Genomic DNA, 25639 nt, shown 5'->3' with positions numbered 1-25639 from the left:
CGAATCCTACACGACCCACCATTTTCTTCTCCGCACCTCTCGAACGATGAAACGCCCACACCGGGCAACCCCACCGTTCGTTCGCAACGCCCCTCCTAGAGCACCAGCAGACTGAGCAGGCGACTGATCAGGCCCATGCCGATCACGCTGATCAGTACCACAGCCAGCAGCAACCACGGCCGGAACGGCTTGCGCTCGACGCGATGCTGCGGCGCACTCAGGTATTCGTCTACGCGGCGCTGGTCTTCGTCGCTCAATCGCTTGGACATGCTGCCGGCCTCGCTCGGGTTCGCCTTCAGTCTAGCTGCGCTTCCTGCAACGGCTCGACGATCAGCGTGTCACCCAGACGAATGATGCCGCTGTGCAGCACCCGCGCGGTGATGCCGCCGTGGCCGCGCACCGCCTGAAAGGTGCCGGGCCCGAGGTTCTCCTCCAGACGCGCGCACGGCTGGCACCAGCCGGTGGTCTCGAAAACCGCTTCGCCGATGCGGAAGCGGCGGCTCTTCAGACTGAACAGGTTGATCCCGCTCACCGCGATGTTGCGCCGAAGCTCCGCCGGCGCGATATCGCGCCCGATGAGGCTGGCGATCACCGCCAGATGCTCCCACTGGATGAAGGTGACCTGCCGTGCATTGCGCGGGCCCGGGCGCGCGTGGTCGCCGGTCAGGCCGGCATCGCGCCGCGCCTCGACGACGTCCGGCTGCAGAACCTCGCCGCGCGACGCCGGGCGCACGCCGATCCAGCGCACGCACCCCTGCTGGGGAACCGCGGCGAGCAGGGTGTGCAGCGGGCTGCGTTCACGCATCGTCATGCGCTCCATGGGTCAGGGCGTCACCAGACGCTCTTGGTGCCGCCATCGTAGGGTTTCGCCAGGCCGGCGCGAATCAGCATCGCGCCCAGGTCGTTGCCGTCGACCCAGACATCGCCGAGCAGGCGGAAATACTTGTCGCGGCGGATGTTGCGCAACTCGACGTAGCGCGCCGCGCGCAGCCTTTGCACGCTGAACTGCTTGGCCCGGAGCGCCAGCGCGCGCACGGCGGGACGCTTGTCGCGCAGCTCCGGGGTATCGATACCGGCGATGCGCACCGGCACCCGGTGGCCGATCACGGCGGGCCAGTCACGGATGGTCGCGCGAAAGGTATCGCCATCGTAGATGCTGATGATCTCGTCCAGGCGGACCTTGCCGTAAGGACCTTCCGCGGCGATCGATGAAAGGGTGTAACACAGGCCGGACAACAGGATGAAGCACAACAACAACGAACGCATGGCGACAACGGGACTGCCAGAAGGAAGGCGACTCTAATCGACTGCGCCGGCAAAAGCAGCGGCCGGTGGTCGCAGTGGCGCGCGCGCCAACACAGTAAACTGGCGCCCCACGCCCACCCGATGAGCCGGCCTCCCGACCATCGCGAAAAGTCCTGGAGCCCCCATGAAACCTCGTTCCGCCGTCCCTTCCGATCACCCGGCGCTGCTTTCGCTGTGGCAGCGCACGCCGGGCATACGGATTCGCCCCGAGGACGCGCTGCAACCGTTCACCGATTACCTTGCACGCAACCCCGGCCTGAGTCTGCTGGTCGAAGCGCAAGGGCGACCGGTGGCCTGCCTGATGGCCGGGCACGACGGCCGCCGTGGCTACCTCCAGCACCTGGTGGTGGACGAGGCGTACCGCGGTCGCGGGCTGGCGAGAGCGCTGCTCGATGAGACGCTCGCCCGCCTGGCGCGCCTGGGCATCCACAAGAGCCATGTCTTCGTCCTGCGCGATGCGCCCCAGGCGCTGGCGTTCTGGCAGGCGCAGGAAGACTGGGAACGGCGCGACGATATCGAGGTTTACTCCATGCAAGGACATCACCCATGAAAGTCTGGATTCTGCTCTGCGCCGCACTCTTTCCCGCCCTGCTGCAGGCCGCCGAGGAAACGCAGCCACTGGCGCCCTGGACGCTGCTCGATCAGTACGAGCAGCCCTATACCCTCGCCGATGACCTGCGGGTGCTGCTGGTGGCCCGTGACATGGCCGGCGCCAAGCTGGTCGAAGCAGCGTTGGCGGATAAACCCAAGGGCTACCTGGAGCAGCGCCGGGCAGTGTTCCTCGCCGATATCAGCCGCATGCCCTCGCTGGTCGCGAAGCTGTTCGCCGTGCCGGCCATGCGCGACTACCCCTACCGCGTGCTGCTGGACCGCGAGGCGCGTATCGTCCCGCGCTACGAGCCTGCGGCCGATGCCGTGCTCTGGTTGCAGCTCGATGGCCGGCGGCTGCTGAGCCGCCAGTCGTTCACCGACGCGGGGCAGTTGAGCGCGGCGCTGCAGCGGCTCACGCCATGATCGGCGCGGCGCTGCTGTCGCCGGAGAGCACGCTGCTGGGATGGGCGATCTATGCGCCGGTCATCGCCTGGGCGACGTGGCGGGCGCCGTGGCTGGAACTGTTCAGCGATGCCCGGCGCCAGCATCTGCTGTTCGGCACCGCGCTCGGACTGTTCCTGCTCTGGCTGGTGCGACGCGATTTCGACTCAGGGCTGTCCTTCCATTTTCTCGGCATGACCGCGGTGACCCTGCTGCTGGACTGGCCGCTGGCGCTGCTCTGCGGCCTGGTCGCCCAGCTCGCGCTGGTCGCGATGGGGCGCCAGGACCTGGCGGCACTGGGCATGAACGGCGTCCTGCTGGTGGCGCTGCCGGTGCTGGTCACCGAACTCTGCGCGTTGCGCGTGGAACGCGCGCAACCACGCAACCTGTTCGTCTACATCTTCTTCTCCGGGTTCTTTCCCGCGGCGCTGGCCGCGCTGCTGTGCATGCTCGCCGCGCTCGGCGTGCTCTGGGTCGACGGGCTGTTCCCGATGCCGCCCTGGCTGGACGACTTCGCCGGTTATCTGTGGCTGATCATGTTCCCCGAGGCGTTCATCAACGGAACGGCGGTCACCGCGCTGGTGGTGTTCTGCCCCGAGTGGCTGGAAACCTTCAACCGCAGCCGATACCTGCAAGCACCGTGGAAGGACGACGAGCGACCCCGCTGATGAGCCAGGATTCACCCGCCGCATCCCGCGCAGCGGTTTGACCTGCATCAACCGCCGAACGCCGATGGCCTCGAAGATGAGCCCTCACTCATTCCAAGAGGCAGAAGACATGGGCGGATATGCATGGGCACGAGAGGCCCTCGAACGGGAACTGGAGCTGGCCCGGACGGCGGGCCTGGATGAGGCGATGGCGCTGCGCACGCTGCTCAGCGCGGTGGTCGAGCGCAGCAAGCAGACGCGCAGCCTCGCCGACCTGGCGCAGGAACTGACGTTCCTCGCCGACAACCTCGACGAGGAACGCGACTACGCCTTCATGCGGCCTTGATCGCCGCTCCTCCGGCCCTGGCACCGCCCGTCGTGATCGACCGGACGGCGCGCAAGGCGTTCCTCCCTACGCCGCTTCGCCCTGAACATCCAGCGCCTGCGGTTCGGGCTGCTTGATCAGCGCGTAGATCACCCCGGTCAGGACGCTACCGGCGACGATCGCCAGCAGGTAGAGCAGCGCGTGGTTGATCGCGTTGGGGATCAGCAGGACGAACAGCCCGCCGTGCGGCGCCATCAGCTTGCAGCCGAACGCCATCGACAAGGCCCCGGTCAGCGCACCACCGGCGACGCTGGCCGGGATCACCCGCAGCGGGTCCTTGGCGGCGAACGGGATCGCCCCTTCGGAGATGAAGCACATGCCGAGCACGCCGGCGGCCTTGCCGGCCTCGCGCTCGCTCTGGGCGAACTTGCGCCGCGCCAGCAGCGTGGCGATGGCCATGCCGATCGGCGGCACCATGCCGCCGGCCATGGTTGCCGCCATCGGCGCGTAGCTTTGCGACGCCAGCAGGCCGACCGAAAACGCGTAGGCCGCCTTGTTGATCGGGCCGCCGAGGTCGACGCACATCATCCCGCCGAGCAGCAGGCCGAGCAGCACCGCGTTGGAGGTGCCCATGGTGTCGAGGAACGCCGTCAGCCCGGCGAGCATGCCGGCCACCGGTTTGCCGACCACGTAGATCATCGCCAGGCCGGTGAACAGGCTGGCCAGCAGCGGAATGATCAGGATCGGCTTCAGCGCCTCGATGCTGGACGGCAATCTGACCCAGCGGGCGATGGCCTTGGCCGAATAGCCGGCGAGAAAACCGGCGACGATGCCGCCGATGAAACCCGCACCGAGGGTGCTCGCCAGCAGCCCGCCAATCATCCCCGGCGCCAGGCCCGGACGGTCGGCAATCGAATAGGCGATGTAACCGGCCAGCAGCGGCACCATCAATTTGAACGCCGCATCGCCACCGATCTGCATCAGCGCCGCGGGCAGCGTGCCTTCCTGCTTGAACGCCTCGATGCCGAAGACGAACGACAGGGCGATCAGCAGGCCGCCGGCGACCACCATAGGCAGCATGTAGGACACGCCGGTAAGCAGGTGCTTGTAGGGCCCGGCCTTGCCCTGCTCGCTGCCGGCGGCGGCGCCGTCGGTTGCCGCGGCGGCGAGCGGCTTGCCTTCGGCGAGGGCGCGCTGGAGGGTCTGCTGCGGCTGCTTGAGGGCGACGCCGGTGCCGCAGCGGTAGACCTTCTTGCCGGCGAAGCGGGCGGTATCGACTTCGATGTCGGTGGCCAGCAGCACCACGTCGGCGGCGGCGATGGCCGCCTCGTCCAGCAGGTTGCGAGCGCCCACCGAACCCCGGGTTTCCACCTGCAGCGCGTAGCCGAGCTGGCCGGCTGCCTGCTGCAGCGCTTCGGCGGCCATGAAGGTGTGGGCGACGCCGGTCGGGCAGGCGGTGACCGCCACCAGGCGCGGTTTCCCGGCACTCACCCCGGCGGCGCTTGCCTGCTCCAGCACCTGGGCGCTGGCGGCGGCGCGTTCGAGGAACTCGCGCGGGTTCTGCAGCGCCTCGGCGGGCGTCGACTGCACCACGCGCTTGCCGACGAAGCGCCCCAGGGCCAGCTCGCCGGTGCGCACCACCACCACCAGGTCGGCGCCGGCGATGTCGGCGTCGCTCAGCGGCGAGCCGATGGCGCGCGGATCGTGCACTTCGACGCGCGTCGTCCAGCCCAGGCGCTGCGCCGCGGCGTCCAGCAAGCGGGCGCAGAGCACGCTGGTGACCTGCCCGTTCGGGCAGGCGGTGACGATCAGCAGATTCATGGGTACCTCGATTCCTGTTGCGTAGGCGGGCTGAACTGCCCGGCCACTGTCTGCTGCATGCTCATTGCGGAGCCTCCAGCGCTTCGATCGTCACCTCGCGCTCCAGCCGCGCCAGTTGCTCGCGGTCATGGATGCCGAAGCCCAGCTGCGTCACCGCCTGCGCGGCGATCGCCGTGGCCAGGCGCAGGCTGCGTTCGGCCGGCCAGCCGCTGAGATGGCCATGCAGGGTGCCGGCGAGCAGCGAATCGCCGGCGCCGACGGTGCTGACCACCTCGACCTTCGGCGGGCGCGCCTGCAGGGCGATGTCCGGGCCGATCCAGCAGACCCCCTCGGCCCCGCGCGACAGCAGCACGTGCTCGATGCCCTGCCCGCGCAGGCGCAGGGCGGCGCGCTGCAGGTCGTCCAACGAATCCGCCGAACCGCCGCAGGCCTCGGCCAGCTCGGTCTCGTTCGGCTTGATCATCCAGGGCGCGGCGGCCAGCCCGGCACGCAGCGCGGGCCCGCTGCTGTCCAGCAGCAGCGGCACGCCACGGGCGCCGAGGGTGCGCAGCAACGCGGCGAACCACTCGGGCGTGACGCCCTGCGGCAGGCTGCCGGCCACCACCACGGCGTCGTGGCCGGCAGCGATCAGTTCGAGTTCTTCGAGCAGTTCGGCCTGGTGCGCGGCGTCGACCTGCGGACCGGGCCCGTTGAGGTCGGTGACGCGCCCATCGGCCTCGGCCAGCTTGATGTTGCTGCGCGTTTCGCCCGGAACGCGAACGAAGGCGTCGACGAAGCCGCGCCGCGAGAACAGCGTCTCGAAGGCCGCCGCGTTGGCCGTGCCGAGAAAACCGGCGACGCTGACCTTGTGCCCGAGGTCGGCGAGGACCTGGGCGACGTTGAGGCCCTTGCCGGCGGCATGGCTGGCGAAGCCCAGGCTGCGGTTCACCGCGCCGGGCTGCAGGCGATCCAGGCGCACGCTGAGATCGAGCGCCGGATTGAGGGTGATCGTCAGTACGCGTGCCATCAGAAGTGCTCCTCCACCAGCGCGCGCACGGCGGCGGCGCTTTCCAGATTCAGCGACTGCTGGGCGAAGAGCTGGCTACGGGCGAAGTCCAGCTCGCGCACCCGCGCCTTGACCAGCGCGATGGAGCGCGCCGAGACGCTCAGCTCGTCGACGCCCAGGCCGACCAGCACCGGCACCGCTTGGGTGTCGCCGGCCAGCTCGCCGCACACGCCGACCCACTTGCCGTGGGCATGCGCCGCCTCGACGGTCATCTGGATCAGTCGCAGCACGGCCGGATGCAGCCCGTCGGCCTGCGCCGACAGCGTCGGGTGGCCGCGGTCGATGGCCAGCGCGTATTGGGTCAAATCGTTGGTGCCGATGCTGAAGAAGTCGACTTCGCGCGCCAGCACCGGGGCCAGCAGCGCCGCCGACGGCACCTCGACCATGATCCCCAGTTGCAGATCGGCGACCGGGATTTCCTCGCGCAGGCGCAGCGCCATGTCACGCGCCGCGCGCCACTCTTCGACGAAACCGACCATCGGGAACATCACCCGCAGCGGGCGACCCTCGGCGGAGGCGAACAGCGCGCGCAGCTGGGTTTCCAGCACCTCGGGGCGTTGCAGGCTGAGGCGGATGCCGCGCAGGCCTAGGAACGGGTTTTCCTCCGCCGGCAGCGGCCAGTACGGCAGCGGCTTGTCGCCGCCGACGTCGAGGGTGCGCACCACCAGCGGGCGACCGTCGAGGGCATCCAGCGCGCGGCGGTATTCGATCTCCTGGCTCGCCTGTTCCGGCGCCGAGGCGTGCTGCATGAACACCAGCTCGGTGCGCAGCAGGCCGACGCCTTCGGCGCCCTGCTCCACCGCGGCGGCGGTATCGGCGGTGTCGCCGAGGTTGGCGGCGACCTCCACGGCGCGGCCGTCCAAGGTCACCGCCGGTTGCAGGCGCTCAGCGTCGGCGCGGGCCTGGCGCTGGAGGCTGGCTTCGCGCTGGCGCCGGGCGATCTCCACGGCCTGCGCATCCGGCGCCACGCGCAGGGTGCCGCGCTCGCCATCCAGCAGCAGCGGCGTGTTCGGCGCCAGCGCGAGCACCGCCTCGCCGGCGCCGACCACCGCGGGAATGCCCAGCGCGCGGGCGATGATCGCCGAATGCGCGGTGGCGCCGCCGCGCGCGGTGAGGATACCGGCGACACGGTCGCGATCCAGGCTGGCGACGTCCGAAGGCGCCACTTCGTCCATCACCAGGATGTAGGGTTGTTCAGGTTCGACCGGCGCCTCGACGCCGAGCAGGTGGCCGAGCACGCGCCGGCCGATGTCGCGCAGGTCCGCCGCGCGCTCCGCCAGCAGAGCGTCGTGCAGGGCTTCCTGGCGCTGCGCGGTGGCTTCGATCTCGCCGATCCAGGCTGCCTCGGCGCTGAGGCCCTCGTCGAGGCGCACACCAACGTCCTCCTGCAAGGCGGGGTCACGCAGCATCGCCTGGTGGGTGATGAAGATTTCGCGAATGCTGGCCTCGCTGCTGCGCTCCACCAGCGCCTGGATCTGCGCCACCACCTCATCGAGTGCCTGGGCCAGACGTTGACGCTCGACCGCCAGGCCCTGGCCGCGCTGCGGGAAATCCATCTTCAGCGGCACGCGCACCAGCGCCGGCCCGATGGCGATGCCCGGTGCGGCGGCGACCGCCTGGATGCGTGCGCCAGCCGCCGGCGCCAGCGGTGGCGACACTTCGGCCGCCAGCGACACCCGCGCCTCGATGCTGGGCGGCGGGGCGACGGGCGTTTCCGGCAGCGGCTCGACCTCTTCGCCCAGCCCGGCACGCAACGCGGCCTCGACGGCGGGCAGCGCATCGGCGGCGATCGACGGCTCGGCGATGAACTCCAGCGCCTGGCCACGGCGCGCGCCGAGGGCCAGCAGGCGACTCAGGCTTTTCGCCGAAACGCCGCGGCCGGGATCGCCGGGCAGGCGCACGCGCACGTCGCCATCGAAGGACTGCGCCAGTTCGCTGAGCACCTTCGCCGGACGCGCATGCAGGCCGTGGGCGTTGGCCAGGACGATACGCCGCGACGGCCAGTCCACCGGCAGCTCGCCGCCAAGGGCTTCGAGCACGCTGCGGCTGGAGGTGGCCTGGCTGAATTCATGCCCGCGCCCCTCGATCAACAGGTCGCACAGGCGCTCGAGGGTCTGCCGCTGCGCCTCGCCGCGGCTGGCCAGGCAGAACAGCCCGGCAAGCGGCTGGGCGTCATGCTGCAGCGGAGTTTCCGGGGTGACGAAAGCCAGTCCGGGGAGGCTGACGCCCTCCTCGCCGTGCAGCAGCCAGAGGCCGTCGCCGAGCGGCAGCGGTGGCTCGCGCAGCAGTCCGGCGGCGAATCCGGGACCGCCGCAGCCGGCCTTCTTCAGCAGGCGAATGCCTTGCCAGGCCAGGTCGTCGGCATCCTCGGCGGCGAGTCCCAGGCCGACCAGTTGGCTGTCCAGCGCCAGCTCCTGCGGTGCCCCGCGCAGCAGGGCGACCAGCGCCTCGGCATCCGGCGCATCGCGCAGCGCCTCGCTGAGATCGCCCTCGCCGAGGGCGCGGGTGAGCATCTGCAGCAGTTGCAGGTGTTCGTCGGAGCGCGCGGCAATGGCGATGGCGAGATAGACGCGCTGGCCATTGCCCCAGTCGACGCCCGAGGGAAACTGCATCAGGCGCACCCCGGTGCTGATCACCTGGTCGCGGGTGTCCGGCGTACCGTGGGGAATCGCGATGCCCTGCCCGAGATACGTCGAGCCCTGCGCTTCGCGCGCCTGCATGCCCGCCAGATAGCCGGGCATCACCAGGCCATCCGCGACCAGCGTGTCGGCCAGGTTGCGCAGCGCGGCCTGCTTGTCCGGTGCGCGTTGCTGCATCTGGATGTGCGCGGCATTCAATTCGAGCATGTACGGGTCCTCTACGACGGCCAATGTCAGACAGGCCGCCTGCTGAATCGTTTCATCAAGGGTTGGCACGTTACCCCAGAATGGGTGAAGCTTTGAAGCCCGGCCCACCCAGCAGTATTGACCACAAGGACTCCGCCCACCGTGAAACTCAGCGATGTCGCCCGCCTGGCCGAGGTGTCCGTGACCACCGCCAGCTACGTGATCAACGGCCAGGCGGTGCAGCGCAGAATCAGCGCCGCCACCGTGGCGCGGGTGCGCGAGGTGGTCGAGCGCTACGGTTATCGTCCCGATCAGCAGGCCGCCGGCCTGCGACGCGGCCAGAGCCGCTGCCTGGGCCTGATCATTCCGGACCTGGAAAACCCCAGCTACGCGCGTACCGCCAAGTTCCTCGAACAGCGCGCGCGGGCGGTCGGCTACCAGCTGCTGATCGCCAGCTCCGACGACGAGCCGGACAGCGAGCGCCAGCTGGTCGAACTGTTCCGTTCGCGGCGCTGCGACGCGCTGGTGGTCGCCAGTTGCCTGCCGCAGGACGACCCGACCTACGCGCAACTGGTCGACGCCGGCCTGCCGGTGATCGCCCTCGACCGCGCGCTCGACCCACGGCACATTCGCTCGGTGGTCAGCGACGACCAGCAGGCCGGCGCACTGCTCACCCGCACCCTGCTGGACCCGTTGCCCGCGCACGTGGCGCTGATCGGCGCGCGCCCCGAGCTGCCCATCAGCCAGGCACGCGAGGCGGGCTTTCGCGAGGGCCTGGACGGTTTCGCCGGCAAGCTGAGCGTGTTGCACGGCGCGGAGTTCAGTCGCGCGTGCGGGTGCGAACAGATGCAGGCGCTGCTGCGCGGCGGGCCGATGCCGGACGCGCTGATCACCACCGCCTACGTACTGCTGGAAGGTGTACTGGAGGCGCTGCAGCACGACTCGCCGGACGTGCCGCCACCGCGCCTGGCGACCTTCGGCGACACCCGCTTGCTGGATTTCCTGCCGCTGCGGGTCAACGCGATCTCCCAGCAGCACGAGCGGCTCGCCGAGCGGATTCTTCACTGGGCGCTCCAGGCCATCGAGCATGGCGCCTACCAACCGGGCCTGGAAGCGATTCCACGGGTGTTGAAGCAGCGCAGCCTTGGCGAAGGCGCCCGCTGATGCGCCTCATCGACACCCACAACCACCTGGACTTCCCGCCGTTCGACGACGATCGTGCCGCCGTGCTCGAACGCGCCCGCGCCCGCGGCGTCGAGCGGCAGGTGATCATCGGCGTCTACCAGGCGCACTGGCAGCGCCTTTGGGATCTGGTAAGCCGCGAGCCGGGGCTGTACGCGACCCTGGGCCTGCACCCCGCCTTCCTGCACAGGCATCGCCCGGAGCATCTCGCCGAACTGCGCGAGTGGCTAAAGCGCCTGGCCGGTGACGATCGGCTCTGCGCGATCGGCGAGGTGGGGCTGGATTACTACATCGAGAACCCGGACAAGCCGCGCCAGCAGGAGCTCTTCGAGGCGCAGCTGAAGTTGGCCAACGAGTTCGAGCGGCCGGTACTGCTGCACGTGCGCCGCGCCCATGCCGCGGTGGTGGCCACGCTCAAGCGCCTCCGGCCGGCACGCGGCGGCATCGCCCACGCCTTCAGCGGCAGTTACGAGGAAGCCCGCGAGTACATCAGGCTGGGATTCAGGCTCGGCCTCGGCGGCGCCGGCACCTGGCCGCAGGCCCTGCGCATGCACAAGGTGCTGCGCCAGTTGCCGCTGGACAGCATCGTGCTGGAAACCGACGCCCCGGACATCACCCCGCACGCCCACGCCGGCGAGCGCAACAGCCCGGAATTCCTCCCGGACATCTGCGTGGCGCTGGCGGAAATCAGAGGTGTCAGCCCCGAGGAACTGGCCGCCGCGAGCTATAGCAACAGCTGCGAACTGTTCGGCTGGAAATCCTGAAGGCTGGGCCAGCGCTGCCGGGGCCGGGCCTGCCAGCGTCGCCCGCTAGACCCTGAAGGCGCCGATCAGCTGCTTGAGATCGCCGACCAGCTCGGACAATTCGCGGCTGGCCCGCTCGGTCTGGCTCGCGCCTTCGGCGGTGCGCTCGCCGGCCTGGTTGATCTGCACGATGTTCTGATCGATATCGTGGGCCACGGCGGTCTGCTGCTCCGCCGCCGCGGCGATCTGCTGGTTCTGATCGACGATCATGCCCACCGCGCCGAGGATGTTCCCCAGCGCGCGCTGCACGCGGCCGGACTCATCCACGGTGCCGTCGGCCATGCGGTGACTGGCACTCATCGCCTTCACCGCCGCACCAACTCCGCCCTGCAGCCGGGCGATCATCTGCTCGATCTCCTCGGTGGACTGCTGGGTGCGCTTGGCGAGGTTGCGCACCTCGTCGGCGACCACCGCGAAGCCGCGCCCCTGCTCGCCCGCCCGCGCCGCTTCGATGGCGGCGTTGAGCGCCAGCAGGTTGGTCTGCTCGGCGATGCCCTTGATCACATCCAGCACACGGCTGATCGACTGGCTGTCGCTGGCCAGCTGGTTGATCACCAGCACCGACTGATCGATCTCGCCGGCGAGGCGCTGGATGCTGCCGACCTGGGATTCGACCAGTTCGCGCCCGCTGACGGTTTCCTCATTGACGCTGTGGGCGCTGTCCACCGCCGCGGCGGCACTGCGCGCGACCTCCTGGGCGGTGGCCGACATCTGGTTCATCGCCGTGGCGACCTGCTCGATCTGGCTGCGCTGCCCTGCCACCGCCTGGTTGCTTTCGCCGGACACCACCTCCACGCGATCGGCCTGGCGCTCGACCTCCACGACGGTCAGCCCGACCCGCTGGATCAGGTCGTGAATCTTCACCACGGTGCCGTTGAACACCTGGCCCAACTCGCCCAGTTCGTCGGAGGTCTGCGCCTTGAAACTGGCGGTCATGTCGCCGGAGGCCACCTTGTCCATCACCCGGCCGAGGCTCTTGAGCGTGCTGCGCGTGGACACGTAGAAACCGCCGTAGAGGTAGCCGATCAGCAGGAACACCGCGATCAACGCCACCACCAGCAGCACCATCTGCCGGCGATGCTCGGCCAGGCGCTGCTGTAGTTCGCTCTCGAGAAAGCCCAGCGCGGCATCGCTCAACTGGTACGACTTGGCCATCTGCGCGCTGAGGTCTTCGTAATATTCCGGCCACGGCGTATCGAGAGTATCGGCCACGGTGATCTTGTCTTCGATCAGCGTGCTGGACTCCTTCAGGCTGCCACGACTCGCCTGCGCCAGACCCTGAAGGGCCGCGCGCGCGCCGGCACTGGTGGACAGCGCGTTTTCCAGCGCCACGGCGTATTCGCCGTCGAGTTTTTCCAGGACCGCGATCAGGTCGTCCATGCGGTTGCTGGCCGCCGAGTTGAGGAAGCCCAGCCCGAGGGAGTAGCTGCCGGTGGCGCGGGCCGCGCCCAGGGTATCGGTGACTTTCAGCGTGGAGGTGGTGACCAGTTCGGTCAGTTGGCGCACCGAGCGGTCCGGGTCCTGGCTCAGCCCCGCATCGGAGGCGACGAAGGCGATGAAGGCCTGCACGCGCCCGAGCTGCTGGTCGACCAGCGCCGACTTGTTCTGCAACGAGGTTTCCGCCTGGGCGGCCTTCAAGCCGGCCAGCAGTTCATCGCGCTTGGCGTTGAAGTCCTCGACCTGTTGGGCGGTTCCGCCCGCCGACTGCAGCGCGCCGATGGTTTCCACCAAGGTGTCCTGTAACTGACTGATGCGCCGCTCGACATCGCCCGCGTTGCCGGACTGGCCGATCAGCGAATTGATTTCGACGAGGTTGCTCAGCGACTCGGTGTCGCGCTGGATGTTGAGGGTCCTGCCCAGCAGGTCGAGGCTGTCCAGCTCGATGCGGGTACCGATGAACTGATCGTAGGAGTCGCGCACCAGATAGAAGTTGGTGACGAGCATCGGCAGGAAGAACATCACGCTGATCAGGCTGAACTTCATCGCGAAACTCAGCCGGCTCATCAGGGCGATCGCCGGGTACAGAATGGTCTTCAATCGAATTCTCCCGATTATTTTTATGGTCGGCGGAGAAACAGCAGTTTTCGCTGAATGGGCGCTGCAGCTACCCAGGCACTTTCAGGGGCGCAGCCGGCAGCCGCGAAGCCTGTATACCTGATATCGGCGTTGCGATTTGTAACTTAAGGTTAAGCGTTTTGCCATCATTCACCAGACGCAGGTTGCACCTCGTAACTCAGGCTCACAGGAGCAGCGCGCGGATCGCCAGGGCGGCGTACCAAAGCACGGCTGAACGCACCAGTAGCTGCCAGAGAAGGTCGAGGCTGGCGACCCCCGGCTCGCCGACCAACGGCTCGCCGAGATCGCCGGCCGCCCGCCCCGCCCGCTCCAGCAACTGCTCGGCAGGAAGGTTCCAGTTGAGCAGCTCGTGCAGCAGCTCACGGCTGACGGCGATGAAGTTTCCGACCAGCGCGAAACTGGCCACCAGCACCCGCGCGGGGACGAAATCGAGGCCGTGGCGCAGCTGGACGGCACGCTCACGCAGCGCCGGGCCTTGCGCCTGCTCGGCGAGCAGCGCCACCAGCCGGTAACCCAGCGCCGCCACCGGCCCCAGCAGCGCGTACCAGAAGATCACGGCGAAGAAACCCTGATAGCCCTGCCACAACAGGTAGCGCTGCACGCGCCGCAGCAGCGAACCCGGCTCGCAGGCCTCGATGCCCATGTCGCGCTCGGCCACCAGCTCCGCTGCCACGGCGTCGCCACGGCGCCAGGCATCGCGGAACGGGCCGCAGGACTTCTGCACGTCGCCGCGCCCCAGGCTATAGATCAGCACCAGCAGATGCACCGGCAGAGCCAGCCATCCATAGGCGAGCGGTTGCAGGATCAGCAGCACCAGCGCCAAGACCAGCAGCGGCGGCAGGACCAGCAGGATCAGCCGCAGCCACGGCGCGCCCGCGTCGGTGCCGGAGTCGATCCGCGCCAGCAGCCTGAACCAGAGGCCATCACGTTGGATGCGGTGGCGCACGCCGGACAGCTTTTCCACCAGCAGCGCGAGCAGCAGTACCAGAAAGCTCATTGCGTTGACTCCTCTGTCAGTGCCGCGCGCAACCGCGGCCAGTCGAAGGCGCCGCCGGGGTCGGTCTTGCGGCCAGGCGCGATGTCGCTGTGGCCGACGATGCGCTCGGGGCGGATGGCCGGATAGGCCCTTCGCAGCTCACCAGTCAGCGTCGCCAGCGCGGCGTACTGGGCGTCGCTGTAGGCCAGGTCGTCGGTGCCTTCGAGTTCGATGCCGAGGGAGAAATCATTGCAGTTCTCGCGCCCCTCGAAGCGCGACACTCCGGCATGCCAGGCCCGGTCGCGGCAGGAGACGAACTGGAACACCGCGCCATCGCGCTCGATGAGGAAGTGCGCGGAAACCGTCAGGGAGCAGATATCGGCGAAATAGGGATGCTCGTCCGCGACCAGTTGATTGGCGAAGAACTGCTGCACCTTGCCGGTTCCGAACTGGCCCGGCGGCAGGCTGATGTTGTGAATGACCAGCAGGGATATTTCGCCGGACGGGCGAGCGTTGAAGTTGGGCGAAGGGCAATGCCGGACGCCTTCGAACCAGCCGCTGTGCGGATCCAGGTGCATGGGGGACTCCTCGACGAGTCGCCACTCTAGAGCAGGCTCCAGACCCACGCAAAGCCTGACGCGTGGAAGCGCCCCGCGCATGTCCAAAGGCCAGAAACGCAAAAGCCCGGAAGAATCGCACCGTTCGGAGAGCCTCTCCCTGGGTGCCCCTCATCCGGGCCTTGATTCAAGCGCGAGGAAACTAAGCGCCCTTGAGCCGCCGCAAGTTGCCGATTACCGACTCCAGCGCCCGATCGAACAGCAGGGCGTCGTCCAGCAGACGTACCGCGCCACGACGGAACTCGACGGCCAGGCCCATCCGCGTCTTCTCCAGCACCTTCATGCCGGTACGGTTGACGAAGATGTACTTGCCGGTCGGCTTGATGATCGCGGCCAGCTTGCAACGCAGCTTGTGGTCGGAGTCTTCCTGGATTTCCACCCAGCTGCCCACCCGCAGGTTGTCCACCTGCATAAAGGCTTCGTCGTGGTCGGGCAGGATCATCTCCGGCTCCGGCGCACGGATTTCGCCCGGCGCCAGCAGCACGATCTCTTCGACCACTTCGACCATCTGCGGCAGTTCGGCGAGGATCAGGTCCTCGTCCGCGTCGTCCTGGGCCGCCGCATCGAGGTCGAGAATGTTCTGCTCGCCCTCTGCCAGCGCGCTTTCCCCCTCGCCTTCACCTTCCGGCTCCGGTCGCTTGAAGCGCTGGAACGCCTGGACATGCAGAGCTTCCAGCTGGCTGAAAAACTCGCCGGTGGAGAACGGGTCGAACGCGGCGCTGGTCAGCCCGTCGCGCAGCGACTTGAGCAGCCCCGGAACCAGCTCGAGCAGGCGCAGGCGGTCTTCGGGTTCCTCGTGGGACTCCACGCTCCAGACCAGATCGTCCATAGTTGACAGCACGGCCTTCCACTCTTCGGACTCGCCGCCGCTCTTCAGGTAGGTGAGCAGCATGACCTTGCTCCACGCCTCCTGCAGCAAGCGCACCACGACTTCCGGCAGGGTCCTGCCAAGCAGCCGGTCGTTGAGCGCGCGCTCGACCTGATGGCGCGCCAGCTCGGCACGCACACGCCCTTCCTCGGCATCGCGAGTGCGCTGCTCGAGCAGGTCGCTGCGGCGGCGCTCGTCACCGGTAAAGGCGATGAACTCGGAAAGCAGCTCGGAAAAGATCACCGGATCATCGGTGAAGTCGTTCAGCAGGCGCTGCACGATGTTCTCGATCTTCTGATACAGGCTGTCGCGCTGGGCATCATCCTGATCGCCCCAGCCGAGCGACGCCGAAGCGATCTCGTTGAGCAGCCGACGCGCCGGGTGGCTGCCGCGGCTGAAGAAGGTCTTGTCCAGCACGGCGACCTTGAGCATCGGAATCTGCAGGCGCGCGATCAGCGCCTTCAGCGAATCGGGAAGGGTGCGGTCGTCGAGGATGAATTCGAAAAGCATCGAAACCAGGTTGATGACGTCCTCGTCCACCTCGCCCACCACCCGCGCCCGGCCACTCTTGGCACTGGCGCGGCTGAGCAGTTGCTCGAGCTGTTGGCGCAGGTCGAACTCATCGGTCACCTGCTGCGCCGGCTGTTGGTGCTGCAGGTGCGAAAGCAGGCGTGTCAGGTCGTGACTGGAAATCGGCATCGCATCCGCGGGCACTTCGCGGTGGTAGCTGATGCTGCCGCGAGTCTGCGAAAGCAACTCCTGGAGCACGCCGAACGCCTCCTGAACATCGCCGGAGAACCCTTCGCCGCTGGTGAACGGACGCGCATCGCCGTCGGCCAGATAGCCACGACTGGACGAACCACGGGTTTGCTGGCGGCGTTGCTGCGAGGCGTTCTTCAGATCCGGCAACACGCCAGCGGCCACCAGCGAATCGTTGGCCTCGACATAGAGCTCATCGAGACTGCTCAGCACGTACTTCTCGAAAAGTTTGAGAACAATCAGCTTGACGCGGATTTCCACGCCGAGGCTGCGGCAGGCGTCGAGGAAGAACTCGCACAGCGCCGCGGGCCCCAGCGGATTGGTCTTGTCCTCGAGCTTCTTGCTGACCTGGGTATTCAGACGCGTCGTGAGGTGCCCGAGCGGCCGACTGGCGCGGCTGATGACCTTGGCCACCATCGTGTCGATCGCCACGGACTCTTCCAGTTCATCGTTCTGCACGAGCGTGAGGCTGTCGAAAGATACCGAATCGAGCTGCGGCGCCTTGCCGATTTCATACTGATTGAGATTGGCAAAGGCCGCGAAGAGCTTCTCCAGGAAGCCCCGCTCGATGCTCTTTCGCTTCAGCCGAAGGTCCCGCATCGCCTCGAAGAAGGAATTCTGCTCGGCATTGCTGGTAGCCCGATCGGCCATCTCGAACAGCGTGTCGTCGGCGTTATCGAACAACGCCTGCAGCGCGACCTTCAGCTGCTGCGCAGACTTGTCGCGGACCTTGGCGAGCGCGAACGGCAACCGCCCTGCGGACTGCGAGGCCTCAGGTAGGGTCTTGCCGAGTTGTACTACCTTCGCGTCGTTCTTCATTACGTCTCTCCTGCGGACAAGGCACCGGTGGGTGCGCATTTGCCCGGCGTGGAACTGGCGTCATCCGTAACGTCAATCTCATGGCGTCAATGTAACAACAGCTTATCGACACCAGGTGACGCAACCAAGCACCGTCTTCTCAGATACGGACCTCTGTCACAGATGTAAGCTGTTTACAGCTGGACGGCAATCTTTATACGACCATTGAAATACAAAAAAATGCCGTAAGGTCATGCACATAGTCCGCATCGCTCCGCGCCCCTATAATCCGGCCATTCCCGCACCGGAGCCAACCATGCCAAACCTCGCCCTCGCCGATCTCACCGCCGAAATCGAAGCCAACGCGCGACGCGCACTGAGTGAAGACATCGGCAATGGCGACATCACTGCACAGTTGATCCCTGCCGAACGTATGGCGCATGCGACCATCATCACCCGCGACGAAGCCGTCATCGCCGGCAGCGCCTGGGTCGATGCGGTCTTTCGCCTGGTCGATCCGCGCGTCGCCGTGCACTGGCAGGTCAGCGACGGGGAACGCGTCCAGCCCAACCAGGCGCTCTTCCATCTCGAAGGTCCCGCACGCGCCCTGCTCAGCGGAGAACGCAGTGCGTTGAACTTCCTCCAGGCTCTTTCCGCCGTAGCCACCCGCAGCCGCACCTATGCCGATATGGTCGCGGGCACCCGGGTCAAGTTGCTGGATACCCGCAAGACGCTCCCAGGCCTGCGCCTGGCGCAGAAGTACGCCGTCACCTGTGGCGGCTGCCATAACCACCGTATCGGCCTTTACGATGCATTCTTGATCAAGGAAAACCACATCGCCGCCTGCGGAGGAATCGCCGCCGCCATTTCCGCCGCGCACAAGATCGCCCCGGGCAAACCGGTGGAAATAGAAGTGGAAAACCTGGAAGAGCTGAAGGAAGCGCTCGATGCCGGCGCAGACATCGTCATGCTCGACGAACTCAGCCTGGACGACATGCGCACCGCGGTACGCCTCACCGATGGCAAAGCCAAGCTCGAAGCTTCAGGCGGTATCAACGACACCACCTTGCGCGCCATCGCCGAAACCGGCGTCGACTACATCTCCCTCGGCACGCTGACCAAGGACATCAAAGCCGTCGACCTGTCGATGCGCCTGAGCCTGTAATCCACACCACAGAAACGACAAAGCCCCGCTATTCGGGGCTTTGCAGATGGACTGGTGCCGGAGACAGGAATCGAACCTGCGACCTTCGCGTTACGAGTGCGCTGCTCTACCTACTGAGCTACACCGGCAGCGGGCGGGAAATTAGCACTGTCGGAATTTATATTCAATCTTGGCAGGCCTGCCGCAAGCGAAGCAGGGTAGCGTGACGCCTCGCCCTGCATCGCCAGCCTGGCGATCACTTCGGTTGCTCAGGGATGTACTTATCCAGAACCTTCGCTACGAGCGCGCGATCGATTCCAGGTTGCCGCAGTACCTCCCGGCGGATTGCCGCCGCATCTCCCAGGTAGTTTTTGGCAACAGCGTCCGCCAACACCGCCAACTCTTCCCATCCGCCCGTTATTGCGACCACCTGCATCCGCCGCAAAACAGTCAAGTTGACGGGCCGCCAGTCCATCATTTGTTTGGTAAACGGGTCCTGATACGCCAACTCAGAAGCCATTATCGGAATATTGGTGATCTGCAAAAGCCCAATTTCCCGCCCCCAGAGCGAGTCCTCGGCTGCAACCCGAAGATCAAAGGCGCCGAGTTGATCGATTGGTCCAGAGTTGTAAACGAGAGACTTTTTATAAATGTCTGCCGTACTCAAGGAGACCATGGCCCATAGCCCGAAAACCCCAACAGCAGCCACCCCGCGGACCACCGGACCAATAGCCAAGACGCGATCCTGGCGAAAAATCGGCAGCAACACGAAAACCAGAAAAACCGCGAAGTGGATGTCCCATAAGGCAAATTCGAGCATTGCATTGACAGCAAACGCCCCACCGATGGACAGCACCAGCCATTTCTCGGGGCTAGTTTGAAGACGCGCAACGCTGTAAATGACGAATCCTGCGAAGGCAATCGCAGCTAGAAACGCAACCACGCCCAGTTCGGCGCCAAGCTGTAAAAACAAGTTATGACAATGAGTAGCAAAAGAGCCCTCCGCCACAGCCCAGGGATAATGGACACCCATCCAGAAACCGCGTTGCCCATAGTTTCCGAAGCCCACACCCAACAGTGGGTTATCGATCATCATCGTCAGCGCTTTGCGCCACTCCGACAACCTGAAGTTTACCGCCGTGTAATCACGCGCTACTTGCACAGTCGACTGGCGGCCAACGTAGCCAAGGTCGTAAAGAAAAGACTGAAGATAGGAGTCGACCTGAAAATATAGCGGCACACCGAACAGCAATAGGAAAAAAGCGAAAGCCAACCCTTTCAACTGACGCGAGCCCACGCCTAAAACTACAAACTTGCAAAGGACAAGGAAACTGAAAAACGTATAGAGCAGTGCTGCCCGCGACCCACTCCCGGCTATTACAAAACCGAAAAGAATTGACAATACACAAAGAAAACCCAAAGAAATCAAACGAGAAAGGTACAGATAGATCGCCGACACAAAACCGAAGAACACGCACAACGCCAGTAGATTAGACTGTGCAACCAGACCCGTCATACGAAACGATGCAGGCAGCATCCACCGCCCCAACGTGTCATGCATCAACCCATAGTGCAGGATTATTGCCGCCAGCGCCTGAAGCACAGCGCCTGACAGAACTACGCCAGCCAGCAAAACATAGTAATTTTCAACACTGCGACTGAGGCGACAGGCCAAAAAACCAGAGAGTACTACCACTAACGTGTAGAGAGACAAGACGCGGGAGTCAGCCGCGACACCACGTCCGAGAACCGAAAGGAAAACAAGCAGGAAAAGAAAGACAGCCAGTACCGATAAAAAAGTTGGATATTTAAGCCTGCCATTGACGGCAACCAGAAACACAAAGCCCAGAGCAACCATCGACGAAGAAAAGAAATAGCTTGGCAAATCAGCGAATGGAAATACATGAAAGAAAAGAAGGAAAGGCAGAGCCAGGAAAGAAAACAACAGTGGGACTACAAAAAATCTACTCACCAGACCCTCTCATCCTTTAGACATAAAAAAGGCCGAGCAAGCTCAGCCTTTTTTGTGTGACAACGCTTAGCGACACTCAGCCGGGCGATACTTCGCGTCGAGCGGGTTCGAAGCACCACCAGCACAAGTCCACTTGATTGCATCGGTAGGAATAGTTCCCGCCGCCAGTGCAGTACTTCCAGCGCCGTATGTGGGGGTGAGCGCCAGGGTGCCGCCGCCCGCCTTGGAGGTGTAAGTAATGGTGATTACGCCCGTTTGCGAGGTCACGACCACAGAAGTCACATTGGGAGTAGCCGCAGGCTGAGACCAACCAGAGGCCAGGCTCGAACTACCATTCGCCGCGTTTTCAGCGACAGTGGTCTTCGCAGCAGACGCCAGGCTCAAGCCCTCGGTAACGCGGGCACGTACGGTGTAATCCTGATAAGCCGGCAGAGCAACGGCTGCCAGAATGCCGATGATCGCAACGACGATCATCAACTCGATAAGGGTGAAGCCTTTTTGAGCGTTCATAGATTAGTGTCCTTAGTTGTCAGGCCTCGAAGCCTGGGCAAGCTAAAGCAGCTTCCATGCCAAAACGCACAGGCTTACTTTAAGCTGGTTTGGGCGCCTTCCTGCTTTGAATACCCACCCACAATGTCCGAACCTGACATTTTTTGTCATCACCTGCTCTCCAATTTGGCAGCCCCCCCCTCTTGCGCTATAAGGGCAGCATTATCGCGAGGCGCTCATGAACGATACCGTCAACCTCTCCGGCCTGGCCAAGCAGATGGTGCTGGCTGAAATACTCACCGAAAAAACTGCACAGCAGGCCCAGCAACAGGCGCTACGCAACAAGCTGTCTCTGGTGACGTATGTCGTGCAGAACAAACTGGCCAAAAGCCGTGACATCGCCGAACTCGCTGCCGAGCAATTCGGCATATCCCTCTTCGATCTAGGCTCAATAGACAGGGAAGGCCAACCCAAAGAACTGGTGAGTGAAAAGCTCGTTCGCCAGCACCGCGCGCTTCCCTTGTGGAGACGGGGCAACAAACTCTTCGTGGCGGTTTCAGATCCTTCCAACCACCAGGCAATCACGGACATCCAGTTCAGTACCGGACTGACTACGGAAGCCATCCTGGTAGAAGACGACAAGCTGGGCGACGCGATCGAAAAGTCTTTTGAGTCTGCCAGCAGTGGACTCGACGGCCTCGCCGACATGGACATGGAGGCGCTCGATATAGAGAGCGCCAGCGACGACAAACCCATCAGCGACGGCAATGATGCTGATGACGCTCCGGTTGTTCGTTTCGTCAACAAGATGCTGCTGGACGCGATCAAGGGCGGCTCATCCGACCTTCACTTCGAACCCTACGAGAAGACCTATCGGGTACGGTTACGCACCGATGGCATCCTGCATGAAGCCGCGCGCCCCCCGATTCAACTGGCCAGCCGGATCTCCGCGCGCCTCAAGGTCATGGCAGGCCTGGACATTTCCGAGCGCCGCAAGCCTCAGGACGGCCGGATCAAGATGCGCATCTCCAAGACCAAGGCCATCGATTTCCGGGTGAACACGCTGCCCACACTGTGGGGTGAAAAGATCGTGATGCGGATACTCGATCCGACCAGTGCACAGATGGGTATCGACGCGCTTGGATACGAGGAAGAACAGAAAGAGCTGTATCTGAAAGCCCTGAGTCAACCGCAGGGCATGATTCTCGTAACGGGCCCAACGGGGTCGGGCAAGACGGTTTCCCTATACACCGGGATCAACATTCTCAACACCGTGGATATCAACATATCCACGGCGGAAGACCCGGTGGAAATCAACCTCGAGGGCATCAACCAGGTCAACGTCAATCCCCGCCAAGGGATGGACTTCGCTCAGGCACTGCGTGCATTCCTTCGCCAGGACCCCGACGTAATCATGGTCGGCGAGATCCGCGATCTGGAAACGGCCGAGATCGCCATCAAGGCCGCGCAGACCGGACACATGGTTATGTCCACGCTACACACCAACAGTGCCGCGGAAACCCTCACTCGACTGCGCAACATGGGCGTGGCCGCCTTCAACATCGCCACCTCGGTCAACCTGATCATCGCTCAACGCTTGGCCCGCAAGCTGTGCCCCGTCTGCAAGAAGGAAGTGGAAGTTCCGCGAGACACGCTGATTGCGGAAGGCTTTCCGGAAGACAAGATCGGCACGTTCAAGATCTATGCGCCAGTTGGCTGCGACAATTGCAAGCACGGCTACAAGGGCCGTGTCGGTATTTATGAAGTGGTTAAAAACACGCCATCCTTGCAGCGAATTATCATGGAGGAAGGCAACTCCATCGATATTGCCGCGCAGATGCGTGAAGACGGCTTCAACGACCTGCGCACCTCGGGCCTGCACAAGGCCATGCAAGGCGTGACCAGCCTTGAGGAAGTCAACCGCGTGACCAAGGATTAATCATGGCGCAGAAAGCTATCAAGACCAGCCTGTTCAGCTGGGAAGGCATGGACAGGAAGGGTACCAAGGTCAAAGGCGAGCTGAGCGGAGTAAATCCGGCGCTGGTGAAAGCGCAACTTCGCAAACAGGGCATCAACCCTACCAAGGTAAGAAAAAAAGGTTTTTCTTTCAGCTCTGGAAAAAAAATCAAACCCATGGATATCGCGTTGTTCACGCGCCAAATGGCAACGATGATGAAAGCGGGGGTTCCACTACTCTCCTCTTTCGACATCATCGGCGATGGCAACGACAACCCGAACATGCGGAAGCTGATCGACGAGATAAAGCAGGAAGTAGCAGCTGGTAACAGCTTCGCAAACTCCCTACGGAAAAAACCGCAATACTTTGACGACCTTTACTGCAACTTGGTGGATTCGGGCGAACAGTCTGGCGCGCTGGAAACCCTGCTTGACCGAGTAGCGACCTATAAAGAAAAAACCGAGCTCTTGAAGAAGAAAATCAAAAAAGCAATGAACTACCCGATCGCGGTGGTAGTGGTTGCCGTCATAGTAACTGCCATCCTTCTGATAAAGGTCGTCCCTCAATTCGAGTCTGTATTTGAAAACTTCGGCGCAGAACTACCCGCATTCACCCAGATGGTGATCGGCCTATCGCGCGTCCTTCAAGAATGGTGGTTCCTGGTTCTTATTGCACTTCTCGGCGCTGGCTTCGCCCTTAAGGAAGCACATAAACGGTCGCAGAAGTTTCGCGATAGCGTTGATCGTGGCGTCCTTAAACTCCCTATTGTCGGGGATATTCTTTACAAATCTGCCATTGCTCGCTACGCACGCACTCTCGCCACAACGTTTGCCGCCGGCGTTCCGCTGGTGGACGCCCTGGACTCCGTATCCGGCGCAACCGGCAACGTGGTGTTCAAAAATGCCGTGAACAGGGTAAAAGCCGACGTCTCCACCGGCATGCAGCTCAACTTCGCCATGCGCACCACGGGTGTGTTTCCGGCGATGGCCGTTCAGATGACCGCCATTGGCGAAGAGTCCGGCGCACTTGATTCGATGCTGGACAAGGTTGCGACCTTCTACGAAGAGGAGGTCGACAACAAGGTCGACGGCCTGACAGCCCTCATGGAACCCATGATCATGGCCGTGCTGGGCGTACTGGTAGGTGGCCTGATCATCGCAATGTATTTGCCGATCTTCCAACTGGGCTCCGTCGTCTGATGCCGTTGCTCGACTTCCTGGCCAGCCACGCGCTGGCCTTTGTTTTGTGTGCCGGGGTGTTGGGGCTTCTGGTGGGCAGCTTTCTCAACGTAGTGGTTTATCGCCTGCCCGTGATGTTGGAGCGTGAGTGGAAAACACAGGCCCGGGACATCCTGGAATTGCCCACCGAAGCGCCACAAAAACCCTTCAACCTCGTGCTGCCGAATTCCCACTGCCCTCACTGCGCGCATGAAATAAAGGCCTGGGAAAACATTCCGCTGCTCAGTTATCTGGCGCTGGGGGGGAAGTGTTCCAGCTGCAAATCGCCGATCAGCAAGCGCTACCCCCTGGTGGAGTTGGCTTGCGGTCTACTGTCGGGCTACGTGGCGTGGCACTTCGGACTGTCCTGGCAAACCGGCGGGATGTTGCTGCTGACCTGGGGCCTGCTGGCGATGAGCCTGATCGATGCCGATCACCAGCTCCTTCCGGACGTGATCGTTCTGCCCTTGCTCTGGCTGGGCCTCATCGCGAACAACTACGGACTCTTCGCGAACGCAACGGATGCGCTCTGGGGCGCAATTGCCGGGTACCTGAGCCTGTGGTCGGTGTATTGGTTGTTCAAGCTCGTCACCGGCAAGGAAGGGATGGGCTACGGAGACTTCAAACTGCTGGCGATGCTGGGCGCCTGGGGTGGCTGGCAGATACTGCCGCTGACCATTCTCCTGTCGTCGCTGGTGGGCGCCATTCTTGGCATCATCACGCTGCGCCTGCGCAAGTCCGAGGCCAGTACGCCGATTCCCTTTGGTCCGTATCTCGCGATTGCCGGTTGGATTGCCCTGCTCTGGGGTGATCAAATAACCGACTCCTATCTGCAATTCGCCGGGTTCCGATGACTTCCCCGCTTTCCTTGGCTCTCTTCAAGGCCATGTCCACCCACGATGACGAAGTACGCAAGGCAAAGGCGCCGGCCCTTGCCCCGCGTGCCTTCGACGACGCCACGGCCAGCCGATGAAACCCTGGATCCTCGGACTTACCGGCGGCATCGGTAGCGGCAAGAGTGCAGTGGCCGAGCATTTCGTCGACCTGGGCGTCCACCTGATCGACGCCGACCACGCCGCACGCTGGGTCGTGGAGCCTGGGCGCCCCGCGCTGGCACGAATCGCCGAGCATTTTGGCCCGACGGTTCTGCAGGCTGACGGAACGCTCGACCGCGGCGCGCTGCGCTCGAAGGTTTTCCAGGACGCCGAGCAGCGACGCTGGCTGGAGAGCCTGCTGCATCCGCTGATCGGCGAGGAGATCGTCAGCTATCTCGCGCAGGCCAGGTCGCCCTACGCGATCCTAGTTTCGCCCCTGCTGATCGAGTCTGGCCAACACCGCCTTACCCAAAGGGTGCTGGTCGTGGATGCGCCCGAACAGCTGCAACTGCAGCGCACCATGAGCCGGGACAAGGCGTCCGAGGAGCAGGTCCGCGCCATTCTGCAGGCCCAGGCCCATCGCGAAGAACGACTGCGGCACGCGGACGACGTGCTGATCAACGACAGAGATCTGCCCTGGCTGCGCTCGGAGGTCGAGCGTCTGCACCATTTTTACCTGACATTGCGCGGAGGCCAGCCATGAGCAACCCGATGACCGTCGAATGCCCCACCTGCGGAGCGCCCGTCGAGTGGAGTGCGAAGAGCCCGTCGCGCCCGTTCTGCTCGGAGCGCTGCAAACTCATCGACCTGGGCGCATGGGCGTCCGAGGAGCATGCGATCCCCGGGGATCAGGTGGATGATGAGCTGTTTTCCGGGGAATTGCCGCCGCGAGCGCATTGAGTCCCA

Annotated in this window: 24 protein-coding genes and 1 tRNA gene; 12 read left to right on the top strand and 13 right to left on the bottom strand. The window is 64.4% G+C overall.

What is annotated here, in order from left to right:
• Positions 1-95: 95 nt before the first annotated feature.
• Genes B3E91_RS08380 through B3E91_RS08370 form a run of 3 tightly spaced genes read right to left on the bottom strand, consistent with a single transcriptional unit; the run spans position 96 to position 1266 of the window.
• Positions 96-269, bottom strand: a complete 174-nt coding sequence (locus B3E91_RS08380) for a DUF3094 family protein (protein ID WP_090226340.1) — start codon at positions 267-269, stop codon at positions 96-98.
• A 26-nt stretch (positions 270-295) separates the two neighbouring features.
• Positions 296-805, bottom strand: a complete 510-nt coding sequence (locus B3E91_RS08375) for an MOSC domain-containing protein (protein ID WP_287029045.1) — start codon at positions 803-805, stop codon at positions 296-298.
• Positions 806-831: 26 nt separating this feature from the next.
• Positions 832-1266 carry a thermonuclease family protein gene (locus tag B3E91_RS08370; protein WP_287029044.1) on the bottom strand — a complete coding sequence of 145 codons (435 nt, stop codon included), beginning with the start codon at positions 1264-1266 and terminating at the stop codon, positions 832-834.
• A gap of 163 nt (positions 1267-1429) precedes the next feature.
• Between B3E91_RS08370 and B3E91_RS08365 the strand changes: the two genes are divergently transcribed.
• The 4 genes from B3E91_RS08365 (at position 1430) to B3E91_RS08350 (ending at position 3330) form a co-directional block, all read left to right on the top strand.
• Positions 1430-1855, top strand: a complete 426-nt coding sequence (locus B3E91_RS08365) for a GNAT family N-acetyltransferase (protein WP_287029043.1) — start codon at positions 1430-1432, stop codon at positions 1853-1855.
• Entirely contained in the window at positions 1852-2319 is a 468-nt protein-coding gene (locus tag B3E91_RS08360; protein ID WP_287029042.1) for an FAD/FMN-containing dehydrogenase, read from the top strand. Before B3E91_RS08365 ends, B3E91_RS08360 begins: the two co-directional genes overlap by 4 nt.
• Entirely contained in the window at positions 2316-3005 is a 690-nt protein-coding gene (locus B3E91_RS08355; RefSeq protein WP_287029041.1) for an energy-coupling factor ABC transporter permease, read from the top strand. The genes B3E91_RS08360 and B3E91_RS08355 overlap by 4 nt, the downstream gene beginning before the upstream one ends.
• A gap of 109 nt (positions 3006-3114) precedes the next feature.
• A complete protein-coding gene (locus tag B3E91_RS08350) occupies positions 3115-3330 on the top strand; it encodes a hypothetical protein (protein ID WP_287029040.1) in 216 nt (71 codons plus the stop codon).
• A gap of 66 nt (positions 3331-3396) precedes the next feature.
• On the opposite strand, the gene B3E91_RS08345 is transcribed toward B3E91_RS08350, so the two are convergent.
• The 3 genes from B3E91_RS08345 to ptsP all read right to left on the bottom strand — a co-directional run bounded on the left by B3E91_RS08345 (position 3397) and on the right by ptsP (position 9021).
• The gene (locus B3E91_RS08345; RefSeq protein ID WP_287029039.1) at positions 3397-5130 is read right to left on the bottom strand and encodes a fructose-specific PTS transporter subunit EIIC; all 1734 of its coding nucleotides are present in this window, start codon (positions 5128-5130) and stop codon (positions 3397-3399) included.
• A 61-nt stretch (positions 5131-5191) separates the two neighbouring features.
• Positions 5192-6136, bottom strand: a complete 945-nt coding sequence (pfkB, locus tag B3E91_RS08340; protein WP_273232426.1) for a 1-phosphofructokinase — start codon at positions 6134-6136, stop codon at positions 5192-5194.
• The gene (gene ptsP / locus B3E91_RS08335; RefSeq protein WP_287029038.1) at positions 6136-9021 is read right to left on the bottom strand and encodes a phosphoenolpyruvate--protein phosphotransferase; all 2886 of its coding nucleotides are present in this window, start codon (positions 9019-9021) and stop codon (positions 6136-6138) included. Before ptsP ends, pfkB begins: the two co-directional genes overlap by 1 nt.
• A 141-nt stretch (positions 9022-9162) precedes the next feature.
• On the opposite strand from ptsP, the gene cra reads away from it, so the two are divergent.
• Complete coding sequence (gene cra, locus B3E91_RS08330; protein ID WP_287029037.1) at positions 9163-10164, top strand: catabolite repressor/activator; 1002 nt, start codon at positions 9163-9165, stop codon at positions 10162-10164.
• Complete coding sequence (locus B3E91_RS08325) at positions 10164-10946, top strand: TatD family hydrolase (protein WP_287029036.1); 783 nt, start codon at positions 10164-10166, stop codon at positions 10944-10946. Before cra ends, B3E91_RS08325 begins: the two co-directional genes overlap by 1 nt.
• Before the next feature lie 45 nt (positions 10947-10991).
• Here B3E91_RS08325 and B3E91_RS08320 read toward each other — a convergent pair whose 3' ends face one another.
• The 4 genes from B3E91_RS08320 to B3E91_RS08305 all read right to left on the bottom strand — a co-directional run bounded on the left by B3E91_RS08320 (position 10992) and on the right by B3E91_RS08305 (position 17100).
• Entirely contained in the window at positions 10992-13022 is a 2031-nt protein-coding gene (locus B3E91_RS08320; protein WP_287029034.1) for a methyl-accepting chemotaxis protein, read from the bottom strand.
• Positions 13023-13224: 202 nt separating this feature from the next.
• Positions 13225-14058 carry a regulatory signaling modulator protein AmpE gene (gene ampE, locus B3E91_RS08315; RefSeq protein WP_273232412.1) on the bottom strand — a complete coding sequence of 278 codons (834 nt, stop codon included), beginning with the start codon at positions 14056-14058 and terminating at the stop codon, positions 13225-13227.
• The gene (ampD, locus tag B3E91_RS08310) at positions 14055-14615 is read right to left on the bottom strand and encodes a 1,6-anhydro-N-acetylmuramyl-L-alanine amidase AmpD (RefSeq protein ID WP_273232409.1); all 561 of its coding nucleotides are present in this window, start codon (positions 14613-14615) and stop codon (positions 14055-14057) included. The genes ampE and ampD overlap by 4 nt, the downstream gene beginning before the upstream one ends.
• Before the next feature lie 181 nt (positions 14616-14796).
• The gene (locus B3E91_RS08305; RefSeq protein ID WP_287029031.1) at positions 14797-17100 is read right to left on the bottom strand and encodes a DUF1631 domain-containing protein; all 2304 of its coding nucleotides are present in this window, start codon (positions 17098-17100) and stop codon (positions 14797-14799) included.
• Positions 17101-17395: 295 nt separating this feature from the next.
• Here B3E91_RS08305 and nadC point away from each other — a divergent pair, with 295 nt between their 5' ends.
• The gene (gene nadC, locus B3E91_RS08300) at positions 17396-18244 is read left to right on the top strand and encodes a carboxylating nicotinate-nucleotide diphosphorylase (protein WP_287029030.1); all 849 of its coding nucleotides are present in this window, start codon (positions 17396-17398) and stop codon (positions 18242-18244) included.
• Between the two features lie 52 nt (positions 18245-18296).
• Here nadC and B3E91_RS08295 read toward each other — a convergent pair.
• From B3E91_RS08295 to B3E91_RS08285, 3 genes are all read right to left on the bottom strand, one after another.
• A tRNA-Thr gene (locus B3E91_RS08295) sits at positions 18297-18372 on the bottom strand.
• Between the two features lie 107 nt (positions 18373-18479).
• Complete coding sequence (locus tag B3E91_RS08290; protein ID WP_287029029.1) at positions 18480-20195, bottom strand: O-antigen ligase family protein; 1716 nt, start codon at positions 20193-20195, stop codon at positions 18480-18482.
• Positions 20196-20261: 66 nt separating this feature from the next.
• Positions 20262-20705, bottom strand: a complete 444-nt coding sequence (locus tag B3E91_RS08285) for a pilin (protein WP_287029028.1) — start codon at positions 20703-20705, stop codon at positions 20262-20264.
• A 217-nt stretch (positions 20706-20922) separates the two neighbouring features.
• Between B3E91_RS08285 and pilB the strand changes: the two genes are divergently transcribed.
• From pilB to yacG, 5 genes are all read left to right on the top strand, one after another.
• Positions 20923-22623, top strand: coding sequence for a type IV-A pilus assembly ATPase PilB (gene pilB / locus B3E91_RS08280; protein ID WP_273232397.1), 1701 nt, complete (start codon positions 20923-20925; stop codon positions 22621-22623).
• Between the two features lie 2 nt (positions 22624-22625).
• Positions 22626-23840 carry a type II secretion system F family protein gene (locus tag B3E91_RS08275; protein ID WP_273232395.1) on the top strand — a complete coding sequence of 405 codons (1215 nt, stop codon included), beginning with the start codon at positions 22626-22628 and terminating at the stop codon, positions 23838-23840.
• Complete coding sequence (locus B3E91_RS08270; RefSeq protein ID WP_287029027.1) at positions 23840-24712, top strand: prepilin peptidase; 873 nt, start codon at positions 23840-23842, stop codon at positions 24710-24712. Before B3E91_RS08275 ends, B3E91_RS08270 begins: the two co-directional genes overlap by 1 nt.
• 115 nt (positions 24713-24827) lie before the next feature.
• On the top strand, positions 24828-25436 hold the full coding sequence (gene coaE, locus B3E91_RS08265) for a dephospho-CoA kinase (RefSeq protein ID WP_273232392.1): 609 nt from the start codon (positions 24828-24830) through the stop codon (positions 25434-25436).
• The gene (yacG, locus tag B3E91_RS08260; protein ID WP_273232391.1) at positions 25433-25633 is read left to right on the top strand and encodes a DNA gyrase inhibitor YacG; all 201 of its coding nucleotides are present in this window, start codon (positions 25433-25435) and stop codon (positions 25631-25633) included. The genes coaE and yacG overlap by 4 nt, the downstream gene beginning before the upstream one ends.
• Positions 25634-25639: the final 6 nt, after the last annotated feature.

Origin of the sequence: Pseudomonas sp. UBA6310, assembly GCF_002438225.1 — a bacterium.
Classification (GTDB): domain Bacteria; phylum Pseudomonadota; class Gammaproteobacteria; order Pseudomonadales; family Pseudomonadaceae; genus Pseudomonas_O; species Pseudomonas_O kuykendallii.
Note: the sequence above shows the minus strand (reverse complement) of the source record. Positions and strands in the feature narration are given on the sequence as shown.

What these genes read in the sequence shown, in the direction of transcription:
- B3E91_RS08375 (WP_287029045.1), bottom strand. Translation starts at nt 805, where the DNA reads ATGCGTGAACGCAGCCCGCTGCACACCCTGCTCGCCGCGGTTCCCCAG.
- B3E91_RS08270 (WP_287029027.1), top strand. Translation starts at nt 23,840, where the DNA reads ATGCCGTTGCTCGACTTCCTGGCCAGCCACGCGCTGGCCTTTGTTTTG.
- ampE (WP_273232412.1), bottom strand. Translation starts at nt 14,058, where the DNA reads ATGAGCTTTCTGGTACTGCTGCTCGCGCTGCTGGTGGAAAAGCTGTCC.
- B3E91_RS08360 (WP_287029042.1), top strand. Translation starts at nt 1,852, where the DNA reads ATGAAAGTCTGGATTCTGCTCTGCGCCGCACTCTTTCCCGCCCTGCTG.
- B3E91_RS08365 (WP_287029043.1), top strand. Translation starts at nt 1,430, where the DNA reads ATGAAACCTCGTTCCGCCGTCCCTTCCGATCACCCGGCGCTGCTTTCG.
- B3E91_RS08285 (WP_287029028.1), bottom strand. Translation starts at nt 20,705, where the DNA reads ATGAACGCTCAAAAAGGCTTCACCCTTATCGAGTTGATGATCGTCGTT.
- B3E91_RS08275 (WP_273232395.1), top strand. Translation starts at nt 22,626, where the DNA reads ATGGCGCAGAAAGCTATCAAGACCAGCCTGTTCAGCTGGGAAGGCATG.
- pfkB (WP_273232426.1), bottom strand. Translation starts at nt 6,136, where the DNA reads ATGGCACGCGTACTGACGATCACCCTCAATCCGGCGCTCGATCTCAGC.
- nadC (WP_287029030.1), top strand. Translation starts at nt 17,396, where the DNA reads ATGCCAAACCTCGCCCTCGCCGATCTCACCGCCGAAATCGAAGCCAAC.
- coaE (WP_273232392.1), top strand. Translation starts at nt 24,828, where the DNA reads ATGAAACCCTGGATCCTCGGACTTACCGGCGGCATCGGTAGCGGCAAG.
- ptsP (WP_287029038.1), bottom strand. Translation starts at nt 9,021, where the DNA reads ATGCTCGAATTGAATGCCGCGCACATCCAGATGCAGCAACGCGCACCG.
- B3E91_RS08380 (WP_090226340.1), bottom strand. Translation starts at nt 269, where the DNA reads ATGTCCAAGCGATTGAGCGACGAAGACCAGCGCCGCGTAGACGAATAC.
- B3E91_RS08355 (WP_287029041.1), top strand. Translation starts at nt 2,316, where the DNA reads ATGATCGGCGCGGCGCTGCTGTCGCCGGAGAGCACGCTGCTGGGATGG.
- yacG (WP_273232391.1), top strand. Translation starts at nt 25,433, where the DNA reads ATGAGCAACCCGATGACCGTCGAATGCCCCACCTGCGGAGCGCCCGTC.
- B3E91_RS08305 (WP_287029031.1), bottom strand. Translation starts at nt 17,100, where the DNA reads ATGAAGAACGACGCGAAGGTAGTACAACTCGGCAAGACCCTACCTGAG.
- B3E91_RS08350 (WP_287029040.1), top strand. Translation starts at nt 3,115, where the DNA reads ATGGGCGGATATGCATGGGCACGAGAGGCCCTCGAACGGGAACTGGAG.
- ampD (WP_273232409.1), bottom strand. Translation starts at nt 14,615, where the DNA reads ATGCACCTGGATCCGCACAGCGGCTGGTTCGAAGGCGTCCGGCATTGC.
- pilB (WP_273232397.1), top strand. Translation starts at nt 20,923, where the DNA reads ATGAACGATACCGTCAACCTCTCCGGCCTGGCCAAGCAGATGGTGCTG.
- B3E91_RS08345 (WP_287029039.1), bottom strand. Translation starts at nt 5,130, where the DNA reads ATGAATCTGCTGATCGTCACCGCCTGCCCGAACGGGCAGGTCACCAGC.
- B3E91_RS08325 (WP_287029036.1), top strand. Translation starts at nt 10,164, where the DNA reads ATGCGCCTCATCGACACCCACAACCACCTGGACTTCCCGCCGTTCGAC.
- B3E91_RS08370 (WP_287029044.1), bottom strand. Translation starts at nt 1,266, where the DNA reads ATGCGTTCGTTGTTGTTGTGCTTCATCCTGTTGTCCGGCCTGTGTTAC.